13 protein-coding genes are annotated in these 12,892 nt (G+C 52.9%); 4 read left to right on the top strand and 9 right to left on the bottom strand.

Annotated elements, in window-relative coordinates:
• Window positions 1-56 precede the first annotated feature (56 nt).
• Together DA718_RS06020 and DA718_RS06015 are read right to left on the bottom strand one after the other, a co-directional pair.
• Window positions 57-611, bottom strand: coding sequence for a fimbrial protein (locus DA718_RS06020; protein WP_112213842.1), 555 nt, complete (start codon window positions 609-611; stop codon window positions 57-59).
• Window positions 612-690: 79 nt separating this feature from the next.
• Window positions 691-1,218, bottom strand: a complete 528-nt coding sequence (locus tag DA718_RS06015; RefSeq protein ID WP_110275828.1) for a fimbrial protein — start codon at window positions 1,216-1,218, stop codon at window positions 691-693.
• 740 nt (window positions 1,219-1,958) lie between these two features.
• On the opposite strand from DA718_RS06015, the gene mutS reads away from it, so the two are divergent.
• Entirely contained in the window at window positions 1,959-4,520 is a 2,562-nt protein-coding gene (gene mutS, locus DA718_RS06010; protein WP_112213843.1) for a DNA mismatch repair protein MutS, read from the top strand.
• Window positions 4,521-4,641: 121 nt separating this feature from the next.
• Here the strand turns inward: mutS and DA718_RS06005 are convergent, their stop codons facing one another.
• From DA718_RS06005 to DA718_RS05985, 4 genes are all read right to left on the bottom strand, one after another.
• Window positions 4,642-4,794 carry a Hok/Gef family protein gene (locus DA718_RS06005; RefSeq protein WP_112213844.1) on the bottom strand — a complete coding sequence of 51 codons (153 nt, stop codon included), beginning with the start codon at window positions 4,792-4,794 and terminating at the stop codon, window positions 4,642-4,644.
• A 306-nt stretch (window positions 4,795-5,100) separates the two neighbouring features.
• On the bottom strand, window positions 5,101-5,337 hold the full coding sequence (locus DA718_RS05995) for a non-oxidative hydroxyarylic acid decarboxylases subunit D (protein ID WP_112213845.1): 237 nt from the start codon (window positions 5,335-5,337) through the stop codon (window positions 5,101-5,103).
• 13 nt (window positions 5,338-5,350) lie between these two features.
• Entirely contained in the window at window positions 5,351-6,775 is a 1,425-nt protein-coding gene (locus tag DA718_RS05990; protein ID WP_112213846.1) for a non-oxidative hydroxyarylic acid decarboxylases subunit C, read from the bottom strand.
• On the bottom strand, window positions 6,775-7,368 hold the full coding sequence (locus DA718_RS05985; RefSeq protein WP_112213847.1) for a non-oxidative hydroxyarylic acid decarboxylases subunit B: 594 nt from the start codon (window positions 7,366-7,368) through the stop codon (window positions 6,775-6,777). Before DA718_RS05985 ends, DA718_RS05990 begins: the two co-directional genes overlap by 1 nt.
• Window positions 7,369-7,537: 169 nt before the next feature.
• Here DA718_RS05985 and DA718_RS05980 point away from each other — a divergent pair, with 169 nt between their 5' ends.
• Entirely contained in the window at window positions 7,538-7,957 is a 420-nt protein-coding gene (locus tag DA718_RS05980) for a MarR family winged helix-turn-helix transcriptional regulator (RefSeq protein WP_112213848.1), read from the top strand.
• On the opposite strand, the gene DA718_RS05975 is transcribed toward DA718_RS05980, so the two are convergent.
• Window positions 7,954-8,841, bottom strand: a complete 888-nt coding sequence (locus DA718_RS05975; protein ID WP_112213849.1) for a LysR family transcriptional regulator — start codon at window positions 8,839-8,841, stop codon at window positions 7,954-7,956. The genes DA718_RS05980 and DA718_RS05975 overlap by 4 nt on opposite strands.
• A gap of 105 nt (window positions 8,842-8,946) precedes the next feature.
• On the opposite strand from DA718_RS05975, the gene DA718_RS05970 reads away from it, so the two are divergent.
• On the top strand, window positions 8,947-10,161 hold the full coding sequence (locus DA718_RS05970) for an MFS transporter (RefSeq protein WP_112213850.1): 1,215 nt from the start codon (window positions 8,947-8,949) through the stop codon (window positions 10,159-10,161).
• Window positions 10,158-10,535: a DUF4440 domain-containing protein gene (locus DA718_RS05965; protein WP_112213851.1), complete on the top strand. Its 378-nt coding sequence runs from the start codon at window positions 10,158-10,160 to the stop codon at window positions 10,533-10,535. Before DA718_RS05970 ends, DA718_RS05965 begins: the two co-directional genes overlap by 4 nt.
• A gap of 60 nt (window positions 10,536-10,595) precedes the next feature.
• On the opposite strand, the gene rpoS is transcribed toward DA718_RS05965, so the two are convergent.
• Together rpoS and nlpD are read right to left on the bottom strand one after the other, a co-directional pair.
• On the bottom strand, window positions 10,596-11,588 hold the full coding sequence (gene rpoS / locus DA718_RS05960) for an RNA polymerase sigma factor RpoS (RefSeq protein ID WP_112213852.1): 993 nt from the start codon (window positions 11,586-11,588) through the stop codon (window positions 10,596-10,598).
• Between the two features lie 137 nt (window positions 11,589-11,725).
• A complete protein-coding gene (nlpD, locus tag DA718_RS05955; protein ID WP_112213853.1) occupies window positions 11,726-12,859 on the bottom strand; it encodes a murein hydrolase activator NlpD in 1,134 nt (377 codons plus the stop codon).
• Window positions 12,860-12,892: the final 33 nt, after the last annotated feature.

Here is a 12,892-nt window from a genome sequence, read left to right as displayed (position 1 = left end):
TTCAGTAAAATATCGTGCGCGACAAACAAGCTAAAACAAGAATAACTGGCTTGTTTCTAGTTATAATCCATAAAGAAACGAGTGACGGCGTAGAAATCCCCTGCCTTTATATGTTGCTGAACCGGAACCAGTGAAGCGGTGAATTTCAGCGTATTATTCTCATCACTCAAAAGATATCCCGAAGAGGGTTCCCCAAAGGTTAAAACCTCTCCATGGCGATCGCGAATCTGTATACCAAACCCTTTCCCTTCGCCATCAGGTATTAATACCGTAGAATCTTGCGAAGAGGCGTTTCCTGTAAAGGTAATTGTGGCAAAAGCGCCTGGACTTGACTGATTATCACTGCCGAAAGACTCGCAACCGATTAAGCGCACCAGAAAAGGCCGGGTAAGCTTGCCCTCTTGATCCATATTAATATCGCGAGCGGATATATTGCCAAAATCAATCCATAGCTCTCGCGAGTCAGGATCAATATCACATGCGGCGGCAACCAACTCGCCAGAAAGTTCCAGCTTTCCAGGAGTGAAATTAGTACTCAAAGCATGTCCGGAAAAGAGTAATACAGATACGAATAACCCTATCAGTCTCTTTTTCTCTGTATCCTTTACCATACTCAGAATTCCATATTATCTGGTATATAGCCAAATATCGCGGGGAGAAATCTCCCCGCGAACGATAACTCAAAAACGATTATTGATAATCGATAGTGAAGTTGATCGTTGACTGGAATGCACCAGCGGTTACGGTCGGAGTACCGCTTTCTGCTTTCAGGAACGCAACAAAAGGAATAGTGTTAGTTCCGTCAACCAGAGTTACCGGAGTAGTCTGCGCGCCCCAGGTAACAGTCTGGCTAGCGCTGTCTTTCAGGCCGATACCCGCACCAGATGCGGAACCAGAAGTGAATGCTGCCAGAGTAGGATCGTTCGGGTTAACCGAAGTCGGGGTGTAGGAAACAACGGCACTGCTGGCAATGGTGGTATCGCAGTACTGCAGTTCGATGTTTTTGGTTTCAGTTGCCTGACCACCGCCTTGCAGCAGGGAAACAGGAACCTGACCAAAATCAACGGTTACCGGGCTGGACGACGGGGCTAAGCCGCAAGCGGTATTGACCAGCTCACCCTGAAGTTCAATCTGACCGTTAGTTGTATCAGCCAGAGCAGACATAGAACCGAGAGCAGCAGTTAATGCCACAGCCATAGCAACTTTATTCAGTTTCATAGAAAATTCCTGCGTTATAAATTTTTATCCTAAAAAGTAAAGAGCGATAAAGTCGTGGTATTATATTTGCCCAACGACCTGCAGCCCTCCGCATTACCGAAAAATCCGTTTTAATAATTAAACCGCCACAATAAGATTTAATTACAGCCAGATCCCCTGGTCGATAAAAATATTATCAAATCATTTTCCATGTAAAAAGTAATACATTGAACGGGTAATTAAAAAAACATTTAACCTCGCGAACATTGTTAGCCCAGGAAATTAACTCGCAGAGCATTGAGATACATCCTAAAAACAAATTACGAAAGGTTATTAATAGATTAAAAACTATAAAAAACCACCGTTGAATAATTGTAAATTATATTACATTTAATTAACATTAAAATAAATCCAATCCATGTCATGATAGAAAATCGCTAAACATATTGAAGAAACAATATGTTTCATGGCGTTTCTGCATAGATGGCAGAACATATATCTATTCGAAACATCGAACAAAGTTCGCCGCTATGCTGCCATAAGCACGCGATTCCTCATCTTTAACTTCGCCATGCCATCCACTCTGGCCCCACCTCTTCCTTCTTGTTTTCCTGACATTCAGACTCCGTTATCATGCTGCCTATGTGCAGATGAAAAGAAACGCAGAGTTTCACAGAAACCAATGAGGCGAAGTGCGACGTAATGAGAACAATAAACTCCGCTAACTCATTAAAACTTAAGAGAATGGACATCATAAACTGATGAGTACACTAGAGAACCTTGACGCCCACACGCCAATGATGCAGCAGTATCTCAAGCTGAAAGCCCAGCACCCGGAGATCCTGCTGTTTTACCGGATGGGGGACTTTTACGAGCTGTTCTATGATGATGCTAAACGCGCGTCACAACTGCTTGATATCTCGCTGACCAAACGCGGAGCGTCGGCGGGCGAGCCGATCCCGATGGCCGGGATCCCGCACCACGCGGTGGAAAACTATCTCGCCAAGCTGGTTAATCAGGGTGAATCGGTCGCCATTTGCGAACAGATTGGCGACCCGGCCACCACCAAAGGGCCGGTCGAGCGTAAAGTGGTGCGCATTGTTACGCCCGGCACCATCAGCGATGAAGCGCTATTGCAGGAGCGTCAGGATAATCTGCTGGCCGCCATCTGGCAGGACAGCAAAGGCTTTGGCTATGCCACTCTGGATATCAGCTCCGGGCGTTTTCGCCTGAGCGAACCGGCTGACCGGGAAACCATGGCGGCAGAACTTCAGCGCACCAATCCCGCCGAACTGCTGTACGCTGAAGACTTCGCCGAATCCTCACTGATCGAAGGCCGCCGCGGACTACGCCGCCGCCCGCTGTGGGAGTTTGAAATCGACACTGCGCGCCAGCAGCTCAATATGCAATTCGGCACCCGCGATCTCATCGGGTTTGGTGTGGAAAATGCGCCACGCGGACTGTGTGCTGCTGGCTGTTTGCTGCAATATGTCAAAGATACCCAACGTACCTCTCTGCCGCATATCCGCTCCATCACCATGGAGCGCCAGCAGGACAGCATCATTATGGATGCCGCCACTCGCCGTAATCTGGAGATCACCCAGAACCTGGCTGGCGGCATTGATAACACGCTAGCCGCGGTGCTCGACTGCACCGTCACCCCAATGGGCAGCCGTATGCTTAAGCGCTGGCTGCATATGCCAGCGCGTGATACCGATGTGCTGGTAGAACGCCAACAGACCATCGGCGCGCTTCAGGAACGTTACACTGAACTGCAGCCGATACTGCGCCAGGTTGGCGATCTCGAACGTATTCTGGCGCGTCTGGCCCTGCGCACTGCCCGTCCGCGCGACTTAGCACGTATGCGCCACGCGTTCCAACAACTGCCGGAACTGCGCGCTATGCTGGCCGATGTTGACTGCGCACCGGTGCAACAGCTACGTGAGAAGATGGGCGAGTTTACCGAACTGCGCGAATTGCTGGAGCGGGCGATTATCGATGCGCCGCCGGTGCTGGTTCGCGACGGCGGCGTTATCGCTCCCGGCTATCATGAAGAACTCGACGAGTGGCGGGCGCTGGCTGATGGCGCAACGGACTACCTCGATAAGCTGGAGATCCGTGAACGCGAGCGTCTGGGGCTAGATACGCTGAAAGTGGGCTACAACGCCATTCACGGCTATTACATCCAGATAAGCCGCGGTCAGAGCCAGCATGCACCAATTCACTACGTCCGTCGTCAAACCCTCAAGAACGCCGAGCGCTACATTATTCCTGAGCTGAAGGAGTATGAAGACAAGGTACTGACATCGAAAGGGAAAGCCCTGGCGCTGGAAAAACAGCTGTACGATCAATTATTCGATATGCTGCTGCCGCATCTTGGTGACCTGCAACAGAGCGCCAACGCGCTGGCGGAGCTTGATGTGCTGGTTAACCTTGCCGAGCGCGCGGAAACGCTCAACTATTGTCGCCCAACCTTTAGCGATAAACCGGGTATTCGTATCAGCGAAGGCCGCCACCCGGTGGTTGAACAAGTGCTGAAAGAGCCGTTTATCGCTAACCCGCTAAACCTGACGCCACAGCGCCGAATGTTAATTATCACCGGTCCGAACATGGGCGGTAAAAGTACCTATATGCGCCAGACTGCGCTGATTGCGCTGCTGGCCTATATTGGCAGCTACGTCCCGGCGCAAAAAGTCGAGATTGGCCCTATCGACCGTATCTTCACCCGCGTTGGCGCGGCAGATGACCTTGCCAGCGGTCGCTCGACCTTTATGGTGGAAATGACCGAAACCGCCAATATTTTGCATAACGCCACCGAGCACAGCCTGGTGCTGATGGATGAAATTGGCCGCGGTACTTCAACCTATGATGGCTTGTCGCTGGCGTGGGCCTGTGCGGAAAATCTGGCGAATAAAATTAAAGCGTTGACCCTGTTCGCTACCCACTACTTCGAGCTGACCCAACTGCCGGAGAAAATGGAAGGCGTCGCCAACGTCCACCTTGATGCACTGGAGCATGGCGATACCATCGCCTTTATGCACAGCGTGCAGGATGGCGCGGCCAGCAAGAGCTACGGTCTGGCCGTCGCAGCGCTGGCCGGAGTGCCGAAAGAGGTGATTAAGCGCGCGCGGCAGAAACTGCGCGAGCTGGAAAGCATAGCGCCGAGCGCTGCCGCCACTCAGGTGGACGGCACGCAGATGTCGCTGCTCTCCGCTCCGGAAGAAGCTTCGCCTGCGGTTGAGGCGCTGGAAAATCTCGACCCGGATTCATTAACGCCGCGTCAGGCGCTGGAATGGATTTATCGCCTGAAGAGTTTGGTGTGATTCTTACAATCTCTTAGAAGTAAAAACGGCAGCGCTTATCGTGCTGCCGTTTTAAAAATATAAATGGGTGCGAGAGGATGCTTCCTGACAATCAATACGCGGGGTTACCCCCGCGTTGTTGCTACTTCTTCGATTCGTAAGCGAGAACAGCTTTAAACTCCATACTACGCTCTTTGATGCTCAGTTCGCATAACGAATCGCGCACCATCAGCGTAAATCCCAGCGCTGTGATACACAGCACAATAATTGCCACAAGGGCATATTTTGTCAGCATGTCTTGCCTCCCTGCAAAGAAGAGACTAACATCTGAGTTGTCTAGGTTCATCCGTTAGCCTCAGTTGATAAAAATATCTCCTGGGGCTTTCGTCTATCTGGAACCTCAAAAATGCTCAAAGCCAGATAGCCTCAAGCACCCACGTTTATTCTATACCCGCTGATGACGAAAATTACCTTGAGTAAGTTAAATTCCATCTTTTTATTGCAGGTTGCGATAATGCTCGCAAGAGTTTATAGCTATTAGCCCCAGCTTTAATTTATAAATCAAATATAAAACGGGCCCGACTTAGCAGGCCCGTTTCTTTTAGCGCTTATCTTCCGCCAGCAGCGGCGGAATACTCGGCACCATTGGCGATTCATCAATATCCTTCTGCGTCATGCGAAACGCTTCCGGATAGTGCTCGCGGCTGGTGCGGCGTAGCGGCTCGGTATCGCGCCAGGTGTAGAAACAGTGTTGGCACTGAAATACCGTCCAGACATCTTTTACCGGCGACTTCGCCAGCACTTCAATGTGTTCATCGACGCAACGTGGACAAATCATCTTTATCTCCTTATTAACGGTTGGCCAGCATGGAGGTCAGTTTTTCAACCCACGCTTTGGTTTCAGGAAGATCCTGTACCGGCTGGCTGTAATGACCACGAAGATCCGGCGCAACCGGCGTAGTCGCGTCGATAACCAGTTTGTCAGTGATCCCCGCCGGGCTTGAGCCAGGGTCAAGTTCCAGCACGGACATATTCGGCAACTGGACCAAATCCCCCGCCGGGTTCACTTTCGAAGACAGCGCCCACATCACCTGTGGCAGGTTGAACGGATCAACGTCCTCATCAACCATAATCACCATCTTCACATAGCCCAGACCGTGTGGCGTGGTCATCGCCCGCAGGCCAACCGCGCGGGCAAAACCGCCGTAGCGTTTTTTAGTGGAGATAATCGCCAGCAGGCCGTGAGTGTACATGGCGTTGACGGCCTGCACTTCCGGGAATTCCGCTTTCAACTGCTGGTACAGCGGCACGCAGGTCGCCGGGCCCATCAGGTAGTCGATTTCGGTCCACGGCATGCCGAGGTAGAGAGATTCAAAAATCGGTTTGGTGCGATAAGAGACTTTATCGATCCGCACTACCGTCATATTGCGCCCACCGGAGTAGTGACCGGTGAATTCACCAAACGGCCCTTCGATCTCGCGTTTGCGGCTCTCAATAACGCCCTCAAGAATCACTTCCGAGCCCCACGGCACGTCAAATCCGGTCAGCGGTGCGGTGGCAATCGGGTACGGACTTTCGCGCAGCGCGCCCGCCATCTCATATTCCGACTGATCGTACTTCAGCGGCGTGGCGCCCATCAGGGTGATAACCGGGTCGTTACCGAGAGTGATAGCGATCGGCAGGTCTTCGCCGCGCTCTTCGGCTTTGTGCAGATGCAGCGCGATGTCATGCATTGGGATAGGTTGCAGGCCCAGCTTACGCTTGCCCTTCACTTCCATGCGATAGATACCAACGTTCTGCTTGCCAAAATTGTCTGGGTCCAGCGGATCGCGAGAAACCACGCAGGCTTTGTCGAGATAAAAGCCGCCATCGCCATCGTTCAGACGAAACAGCGGCAGAATATCAAACAGATTAATGTCTTCACCGTCGACGGTATTTTCTGCCCACGCTGGGTTTGCCCGACGCTCCGGCGCTACCGGGAATTTATCCCAGCGACGAATAAACTCATCAATCTGTTTTCTCACCGGCGTGTTCGGCGGCAAACCCATCGAAATAGCGTGGTTCTGCCAAGAACCGATGGTGTTCATCGTCACACGGGCATCGATAAAACCGCGAATATTGTCGAACCACAGCGCCGGTGCGCCATCGCCAATACGTCCGGTGGCGTTAGCGGCGGCAGCCAGATCCGGCTCCGCGTTAACTTCTTCGCTAATTTTCAGCAGTTGCCCCTGGTCGTCCAGCGCCTGCAAGAAGCTGCGCAAATCATCAAAAGCCATTATTCATTCTCCTGTGAAAAACTCTCTTCCGTCCGTAAACCATTCCAGCGGCGGGCTTTGTGATAATCCAGACCAAACTGATCCAGCACCCGCGCGACAACGTGGTCAGTGACGTCTTCAATGGTTTCAGGGTGGTTGTAATAAGCGGGCATCGGCGGCACCATCGCCACTCCCATGCGGGACAGAGCCAGCATGTTTTCCAGATGGATGGTGCTCAGCGGCATTTCGCGCGCGACCAGTACCAGCTTTCGGCCCTCTTTCAGCACCACGTCAGCCGCCCGACCAACTAACCCTTCGGCATATCCGGCACGAATACCGGCTAGCGTCTTCATACTGCAAGGGATGACAATCATGCCGTCGGTACGAAATGAACCAGATGAGATGATGGCGGCCTGGTCGGCAGGGCTATGCGAGAAGTCAGCCAGTTCAGCCACTTCGCGTGCACTGTATGGCGTCTCCAGTTCTATCGTGGTTTTAGCCCATTTAGACATCACCAAATGGGTTTCCACTTCCGGCATCTCACGAAGCGCCTTAAGCAGCGCCACGCCCAGCGGAGCGCCCGTCGCCCCGGTCATCCCAACAATTAACTTCATCATCACCTCACATATTGTTCGTATACGAACATTTTATTAACCCTACGCTTGCAAGGCCATCTACGCAAGGTTGTTTATATACGTCCGCATTTTTAATCAAAACAGGAAAAATGCGCAAAAGCGCTGCGAACCGCTATCATAGAGCCGACTGTTTTATTACGGAGTTGTCATGGAGTTAAGAAATGAGGCGTTCCATCTATTGCGCCAGCTTTTTCAACAGCACACCGCCCGCTGGCAGCACGAACTACCGGATCTCACCAAACCACAGTATGCGGTGATGCGCTCGATTGCGGAGCATCCGGGCATTGAACAGGTGACGCTAACGGAGGCGGCGGTCAGCACCAAAGCGACGCTGGCGGAAATGCTGAGCCGCATGGAGAGCCGGGGACTGGTGCGTCGTGAGCACGATCCATCCGACAAACGCCGCCGTTTTGTCTATTTAACCGACGAAGGCCAGGCGTTGTTGGCAAACTCCATGCCACTGGGAAACGCTGTTGATGAAGAGTTTTTGGGTCGCCTGAGCGGCGAAGAGCGCCAGCAGTTTTCACATATAATCCGTAAGCTGATCGCGCAAGAACAGAAAGATTAGCCCTGGCGTTCGCGTAAAAAATCAATAAACGCCCGGACCTTCGTTGGTACATGCTGCGCATCCGGGTAGACCGCGAACACCCCCTGATGCGGAAAAGTAAATTCCGGCACCACCTGAACCAGTTTTTGCTCTCTTAGCGCAGTCGCCACCAGCCATTCGGGGAGCAGCGCGACGCCGCTACCCGCCAGCGCAAATGCCATCAGCGCACTGGCGCTGTCTGCCGACAGACGAGGCACTTTTTTAATATCAAAAGCGATGCTCTCATCCCGCGGCCCGGTGAGCTGCCAGCGTAGCGGTGCGTACAGGCGCTCATGAATAATCCAATCCGCCTGAGCCAGCGCCTCAAGGGTTTTCAAAGGATGCTCAGCCAGCCATGCCGGGGCAGCTACCGGGATAATGGCAAAGCGGGATATCAACGCCGCCCGGTAACGTGAATCCGCCAGCGTTCCGAGGCGAATCGCCACATCAAAACGCCCGGAGATTAAATCCGCGTGATGCGAAGAGGAAACGTGGCGCACGCGCAGCGCCGGGTGCCGCGCACTGAACTCCGCCAGCGCAGGAATAATCACCTGCGCACCATATTCTGGCGTCGTGGTCATCCGCAGTTCGCCGCTCAACCCCGAGTGGCTGGCCCGCACCTCATCTTGCAGGTTTTCAGCCGTTTTCAGTAACGCAACGCCGCGATGATAAAACAGCGAACCGGCTTCAGTCAGCGTGAGCCTGCGCGTGGATCGCAACAACAGCGTGACGCCAAGTTCGCTCTCCAGCTGTCGGACGTTAAAGCTGATCACCGCTTTGGTTTGCCCAAGCGCCGCTGCCGCGGCGGTAAAGCTGCCGCTATCCACCACCGCCACAAACATGGTCATTCGCTGTAAATTCAGCATGTCACCACTTATTGTCAAAAAATTTTAGACAGTATATCCCCGAATGTCGCGTTTATCCGCCCCACCGCCGAGGTTTAGAGTAGCGGCCTTCAAGAGGAATTTAAAATGACGTATCGCAGCAAGGTCGCAACCGTTTTTCTGCTTGGTTTCTTTCTCGACTTAATCAATATGTTTATCGCCAGCGTCGCCTTTCCAGCGATGAGTCAGGCGCTGCACGCATCGGTGGGCGAACTGGCGTGGGTGAGCAATGGCTATATCGCCGGACTCACTCTTGTACTGCCTTTCAGCGCCTGGCTCAGCCAGCGATTTGGTGCCCGGCGCATCTTTTTGCTTTCACTGAGCCTGTTCAGCGTCGGGGCGCTGGCTTCAGGACAGGCTGATTCGCTGACAAGCCTTGTGCTGTGGCGCGCGTTGCAGGGGATGGGCGGCGGGCTGTTGATTCCAATAGGTCAGGCGCTGACATGGCAGCAGTTTAAGCCTCACGAGCGGGCTAAACTTTCCGCTGCGGTGATGATGGTCGGCTTGTTGGCTCCGGCATGTTCTCCGGCCTTGGGCGGAGTATTAGTCCAATCACTTAGCTGGCGGTGGGTTTTCTTTGTCAGCCTGCCGCTCGCATTCATCACGCATGGCCTGGCCGCAGCCTGGCTGAAGGATGAGAACAACACCCCGCGAACGTGTCGTTTCCTACATCTCCCTTTATTGCGCGATCCGCTGCTGCGTTTTTCAATGCTGGTGTATCTCTGCGTACCGGGGACGTTTATTGGCATTAACGTTGTCGGGATGTTTTATTTGCAAAACGTCACCGGATTATCACCTTCCACCATCGGCTCTCTGATGCTGCCGTGGTCGCTGGCCTCGTTTGTCGCTATCTCGGTAACCGGTCGTTATTTTAATCGTCTTGGCCCGCGCCCGTTAATTGCTACGGGCTGCCTGCTACAGGCAGCTGGGATCCTCTTATTGGTCGGCGTGAATCCACATACCGCCTGCAGTACGCTAATACTGGCATTTACCTTAATGGGCGCAGGCGGCAGCTTGTGCAGCAGTTCAGCGCAGAGCAGCGCGTTTCTTAACGTGGCGAACCCTGATATGCCGGACGCCAGCGCGCTGTGGAATATCAATCGCCAGCTTAGCTTCCTGATTGGCTCAGCAGTACTGGCTGCGTTGCTTAGCGCCCTTCTGCGTTACTACCCAACGGCGCTGGCCTGGCGCGGCGTATTTATCACCGCCGCCGTGGTTACCCTCGTGCCGCTACTGAACTGCCTGAGGTTTAATAACCGGGCGATAGTCATGCACCTACAGAGCAAAATGGAGAACCAATGAATCGCTATATCCAGGAAGTACTCGACGCGCACGTAGTCATCGAAAACTGGCTAAGTCGGGGTGAAGGGAGCATAGAGGCGTTAATGCTCCGTTTTAGCGCCGATTTTACGATGATCCCAACAAGCGGCATTCGGATGAGCCATCAGGAAGTTAGCGCCTTTTTCAAGGGTGCCAGCACCAGACGACCGGGTTTAAAGATTGTCGTTGATAGTGCAGCCCTGCTCGCCGAGTGGCAAGATGGCGCAGCAGTTGAGTATCGTGAAACCCAATATCTACCCGGTAAAGTGAAGAGCGTGCGCTGGTCGACAGTCATCTTCCGCCTGCAAGAGGAAAAGGTTGTTTGGCTGCATCTGCACGAAACGGCTCAGGGATAGCGGACCGCTAAAAAGAAAAAGGCTCAATCAGATGATTGAGCCTTTTTTAGGAAAGGTATCTTACTCGCGGAACAGCGCTTCGATGTTTAGCCCCTGGCCTTGCAGAATTTCCCGCAGGCGGCGCAGACCCTCAACCTGGATTTGACGCACGCGTTCGCGGGTCAGACCAATTTCACGGCCCACATCCTCAAGCGTTGCGGCTTCATAACCCAGCAGACCAAAGCGACGAGCCAACACTTCACGCTGCTTGGCGTTCAGTTCGAACAACCATTTGACGATGGATTGTTTCATATCATCGTCCTGCGTGGTGTCTTCCGGGCCATTGTCTTTTTCATCGGCCAGGATATCCAGCAGCGCTTTCTCCGAATCACCACCCAGCGGAGTATCCACCGAGGTAATGCGCTCGTTCAAACGCAGCATCCTGCTCACGTCATCAACTGGCTTATCCAGCTGTTCGGCAATCTCTTCCGCGCTTGGCTCGTGGTCCAGCTTATGGGACAACTCGCGTGCGGTACGCAGATAGACGTTCAGCTCTTTAACAATATGGATAGGTAAGCGAATGGTACGGGTTTGGTTCATTATCGCCCGTTCAATCGTTTGACGAATCCACCAGGTCGCATAAGTCGAAAAACGGAACCCACGTTCCGGGTCAAACTTCTCAACTGCGCGAATCAGCCCCAGGTTACCTTCTTCAATCAGATCCAGCAGAGCCAGACCACGATTGCCGTAACGACGGGCTATCTTGACAACCAGACGCAGGTTACTTTCAATCATCCGGCGGCGTGACGCAACGTCACCACGCAGCGCGCGACGAGCAAAATAAACCTCTTCTTCGGCGGTCAGCAGTGGGGAATAACCAATCTCACCGAGGTAGAGTTGCGTCGCATCGAGCACCCGTTGGGTTGCTCCCTGCGAAAGAAGCTCTTCTTCAGCCAGATCGCTATCACTGGGTTCCTCTTCAACTAAGGTTTTTTCGTCAAAAACCTCGACTCCGTTCTCATCAAATTCCGCGTCTTCATTTAAATCATGAACTTTCAGCGTATTCTGACTCATAAAGATGGCTCCTACCCGTGATCCCTGAGCAAAGCACCTTCGCTAAACATCATTCAAACGACGCCCGGACGGTAATCTTTATATCTCCCGCCCTGACGCCTTTTCGCTGATGCTACGCTTATGCGTACTTCGCCAAATTATCGCTGCGGTAAATACTGCAGCGGGTTGACGGATTTCCCCTTGTAACGAATTTCAAAATGCAAACGTGTCGAACTTGTACCTGTGCTACCCATGGTAGCGATTTTCTGCCCCGCTTTGATATCTTGTTGCTCTTTTACCAGCATCGTATCGTTATGAGCGTAGGCGCTCAGGTAATCATCGTTGTGTTTGATGATAATAAGATTACCGTAACCGCGCAGTGCGTTACCGGCATAGACGACGCGCCCATCTGCGGTCGCGACAATAGCCTGTCCTTTACTGCCTGCAATATCGATACCTTTGTTGCCTCCTTCGGAGCCACTAAAGTTCTCGATAACTTTGCCATCAGTCGGCCAGCGCCATGAAGAGATCGGCGAACTGGTTGACGTACTGCTTGCAGTCGATTGGGTTGTGCTGACAGTTGGAGCCGTAACTGGCGCGACGGTTGTAGTCGTCGTCGCAGGCTTGTTGTTCGGCAACATCTTATTAGCACTCTGTTCACCTGAAGATTCAGAATACGTAATAGTTGGTTGTGACGCAACCACCGCGGTCGATTTTTGTGCAGAATTTGCGGTCAGCATCCCACCGCTGCTGGCCTGCGCACTAGCCTGTGCAACAGCGTTATCACCGGTGATCGGCTGGCCTGACGCGTTGCCGACCTGAAGCGTCTGGCCGACGTTCAAACCGTACGGTGCCGGGATATTATTACGCTGAGCCAGGTCGCGGAAGTCGTTCCCGGTGACCCATGCAATATAGAACAGCGTATCGCCGCGTTTAACCGTATAAGTACTACCTCCGGTATAGCTACCCTTAGGAATATCGCCATATTTGCGGTTGTAGACAATCTTGCCATCAACCGTTTGTACCGGCTGCTGGGCCATCGGCTGAATCTGGGTAGGCTGCGTCTGTACCGGTTGAGTTTGTACCGGGCGCGCCTGTGGAACGGTGGAAGAACCGGTATTTGACGGCGGCGTGATCAGCATTCCGGAATTGGTACTGGAAGATGAAGCACCGCCAGCCGAACTGACCGGCGCTGGCGCATTATTGGAGCTGCTACAGCCTGCCAGCCAGAGTGACACCAGTGATAAAGCCGCAATGCGACTTAAGGTAAATTTTGGGCTTCCCGCGCTCATTTATCCCCCAGGAATATGTTAACTGCCAATATC

The organism is Klebsiella huaxiensis (assembly GCF_003261575.2).
In the GTDB taxonomy this organism is placed as follows: Bacteria; Pseudomonadota; Gammaproteobacteria; order Enterobacterales; family Enterobacteriaceae; genus Klebsiella; species Klebsiella huaxiensis.
This window is presented reverse-complemented; position numbering and strand designations above follow the sequence as displayed.

Bases quoted from the DNA above. Each gene is read 5' to 3' on its own strand.
- DA718_RS06020 (WP_112213842.1), bottom strand. From the start codon at position 611: ATGGTAAAGGATACAGAGAAAAAGAGACTGATAGGGTTATTCGTATCT.
- DA718_RS06015 (WP_110275828.1), bottom strand. From the start codon at position 1,218: ATGAAACTGAATAAAGTTGCTATGGCTGTGGCATTAACTGCTGCTCTC.
- mutS (WP_112213843.1), top strand. From the start codon at position 1,959: ATGAGTACACTAGAGAACCTTGACGCCCACACGCCAATGATGCAGCAG.
- DA718_RS06005 (WP_112213844.1), bottom strand. From the start codon at position 4,794: ATGCTGACAAAATATGCCCTTGTGGCAATTATTGTGCTGTGTATCACA.
- DA718_RS05995 (WP_112213845.1), bottom strand. From the start codon at position 5,337: ATGATTTGTCCACGTTGCGTCGATGAACACATTGAAGTGCTGGCGAAG.
- DA718_RS05990 (WP_112213846.1), bottom strand. From the start codon at position 6,775: ATGGCTTTTGATGATTTGCGCAGCTTCTTGCAGGCGCTGGACGACCAG.
- DA718_RS05985 (WP_112213847.1), bottom strand. From the start codon at position 7,368: ATGAAGTTAATTGTTGGGATGACCGGGGCGACGGGCGCTCCGCTGGGC.
- DA718_RS05980 (WP_112213848.1), top strand. From the start codon at position 7,538: ATGGAGTTAAGAAATGAGGCGTTCCATCTATTGCGCCAGCTTTTTCAA.
- DA718_RS05975 (WP_112213849.1), bottom strand. From the start codon at position 8,841: ATGCTGAATTTACAGCGAATGACCATGTTTGTGGCGGTGGTGGATAGC.
- DA718_RS05970 (WP_112213850.1), top strand. From the start codon at position 8,947: ATGACGTATCGCAGCAAGGTCGCAACCGTTTTTCTGCTTGGTTTCTTT.
- DA718_RS05965 (WP_112213851.1), top strand. From the start codon at position 10,158: ATGAATCGCTATATCCAGGAAGTACTCGACGCGCACGTAGTCATCGAA.
- rpoS (WP_112213852.1), bottom strand. From the start codon at position 11,588: ATGAGTCAGAATACGCTGAAAGTTCATGATTTAAATGAAGACGCGGAA.
- nlpD (WP_112213853.1), bottom strand. From the start codon at position 12,859: ATGAGCGCGGGAAGCCCAAAATTTACCTTAAGTCGCATTGCGGCTTTA.